Raw genomic sequence first — 2,374 nt, forward strand, 5'->3', positions numbered from 1 at the left:
GCGGCCCGGTGCCGCGCTGGAGGTCATGGCTGGTCATGGTCACTGCGGTGGATACCCGTTCTCGCCCTACTCATGTCAGTTAAGGAACTTTAGTCCCATCTGTCTCACTTGAGCTTGACACAGAGGGCCGCGACACCGCCATCAGCTGTCAGCACGTCAGCAGAAAACAGCAAAAACATTTCTGCTGAATTCTGCAGACGTGCTGACGTGCTGACACTTCCTGAACGCTGCTCACCCAGCGTTACACCACGGCATGCAGGTTAACTTCATGAACATCAACGAGGTCGCCGCAGTGTTGTCGACGCTGGACGCACGTGGCCACATCCCCCTTACCCACCCAAGCCAAGCGCGGAATCAGATTCCGCTGGCCGAGACCAGTGGCAGTAAGGCGGCCGGGGATCGGTGACTCCAACACCAAACCCCGGCCTATGACCCAGCAACCTGACCGACCCAGGAGCCAGGCCATGAGCCACCCTTCCACACCCACCATGGCCGGGGAAGCAGAGTCCGCCGACCCGGCGCTGGAGAAGCGCATGCAGCGCTTGTTCACCCTCCCGTTCCGCGCCCGAAGCACGCGCACCGTGCCGGTCGCTGAAGCCTCTTCCGGAACCGGCACGGGACGTCTCGGAGACCGTGTCATTCTCGGTTTCGCGGTGGCCGTCCTCTTGGCTGTCGCCGCAGCCGCGGCCTACGTGTCGTACCACCACTTCTACGCCCTGGCCATCGCTCTCGGCGAGCGGCAGGACATGGCCATCCTGTACCCGGCGATGTCCGATGGCGTGATCGTCATGGCATCCCTGGTGATGGTCTACTGCTCGCGGCGCCGGATCCGTGTGCCAGTCCTGGCATGGGTCGCGCTCGCCCTGGGAGGGGCGGTCACCCTGGCGGCCAACGTGGCACACGGGTGGTCCGGCGGGCTCGGATCACGCCTGGTCAGCGCCCTGGCTCCAGTGGCGTTCGCGGGCGCGTACGAACTGCTCATGTGGATCGTCCGCAACACTCGGCGACCGTCGGTCGAGCCCCGGCAGGAGGAGCACGTGTGCCAGCCCGTCGAGACCGCCGTCGAGGTGGAACGCGTGGTGCCGGTCCTGCCCACCGACCGGTACGAGGCGGCACGGCTCGCATACATTGACAGCCTCGGCGAGGGCAAGCAGCGCCTCGGCCGACGCCCGCTGATGCACCGGTGGGGACTGGAGCAGCGTGAGGCCGAGGAGATCATCGCCGACGTGGAGAAGGAGCGGGCACAGGCGACCGAGACGAAAGGGGCCGAGGCGACGGGGACAGAGGCCGGCGTACCGCCGCCGGACAGGACACGGACGAGCGGCACGAGCGAGGTGGACGCGACGTGGAGGACATCCTGATCCCCACAAAGTGCGCGTGTCTCTTCTTCCTCTGCGCTGTTCGCGACTCCGGAGGCCCGGAGCGCCAGGCGAATGTGGGCGTGCCATCCGCCGCGATGGTGATCGGCCCGCTGGTGGTCTTCACGGTGGTTGGGCAACGTCAGGCATATTGCCAGGCGCAGCATTGTCGCTCTTGGTATAGGCCGGGGAAGCCGCGTTGGAGATACGTAGCGATAGACGCCGTCCCGAAGCAGCCATAACCAGCGAAAGAGTGGCGGATCTAGTTGTGGGCGCAGATAACGCGTCTGCTGCACGAACGAGGAGCAGCACAACGGGCAGAAGCTCTCCGCATGGAGCAGGAACGCGAGGAGAAACGCTGGTGGAAACGCTTGATGCGACACCTATTTTCTTGACGTGGGGAACTGAAAAAATAATCTTGGTACAGTTGGCTTATGGAGGTCGCTGCCTTAAGAGTCGAAGGCTCACTCACCGTCCACTTGGCCGGTACGAGCGTCGACCGCCACGACGTGGAGCTGCCGGCGCCAGCCTGCCATACCGGCATCGCTGGCTGGGACCCACGGCGCCTGCGCGCTTCCGACGCTCCGGTGAACTGCCTCCGCTGCCTGCGCATCATAGAACGACGCCAGGTCCCCGCACGCGTGCACGCCACACTCTTCTAGGAGCGGTCGGCCGTGCATTCGCGCGAGTCGGTGCATACAGCGCCCGCTAGAGGTCGAAAAGCGCCCCTTCGTCTTCGGCTCGTTTCAGTACGCCCGCGACACGCGGTGGGACAGGGAGCACACCGGCCTCGGTCAGATCGGCGAGCGTGATGAGTGGGCCTTCGCAGATTGCGGTGAGTAATTCCCGCTGAGCGGGGAGTTCTTCGCGGACCAGGAGCCCAGGACATTGAAGGTTTTTCACCGCACCTCGCGAGCTTGCAGGACGAAGATTGCTTTGACGAGTTGACCTGCACGTAGCGGGCAACAGCGGAGTTTGCGCAGGATGCGCCAGTTCTTCAGGACGGCATTCGCGCG

At 64.4% G+C, this 2,374-nt stretch carries 2 protein-coding genes and 1 pseudogene; 2 read left to right on the forward strand and 1 reads right to left on the reverse strand.

Going from position 1 to position 2,374, the window contains the following annotated elements; translation table 11 throughout:
• Window positions 1-268: 268 nt before the first annotated feature.
• Both Q9G87_RS60190 and Q9G87_RS60195 read left to right on the forward strand, forming a co-directional pair.
• Entirely contained in the window at window positions 269-406 is a 138-nt protein-coding gene (locus Q9G87_RS60190; RefSeq protein WP_305925667.1) for a hypothetical protein, read from the forward strand.
• Window positions 407-464: 58 nt separating this feature from the next.
• Complete coding sequence (locus Q9G87_RS60195; RefSeq protein ID WP_305925668.1) at window positions 465-1,361, forward strand: DUF2637 domain-containing protein; 897 nt, start codon at window positions 465-467, stop codon at window positions 1,359-1,361.
• An 896-nt stretch (window positions 1,362-2,257) separates the two neighbouring features.
• Here Q9G87_RS60195 and Q9G87_RS60200 read toward each other — a convergent pair.
• Window positions 2,258-2,374: pseudogene (locus tag Q9G87_RS60200) on the reverse strand (IS5/IS1182 family transposase); the annotation flags it as partial.

The organism is Nonomuraea turcica (assembly GCF_030718205.1).
In the GTDB taxonomy this organism is placed as follows: domain Bacteria; phylum Actinomycetota; class Actinomycetes; order Streptosporangiales; family Streptosporangiaceae; genus Nonomuraea.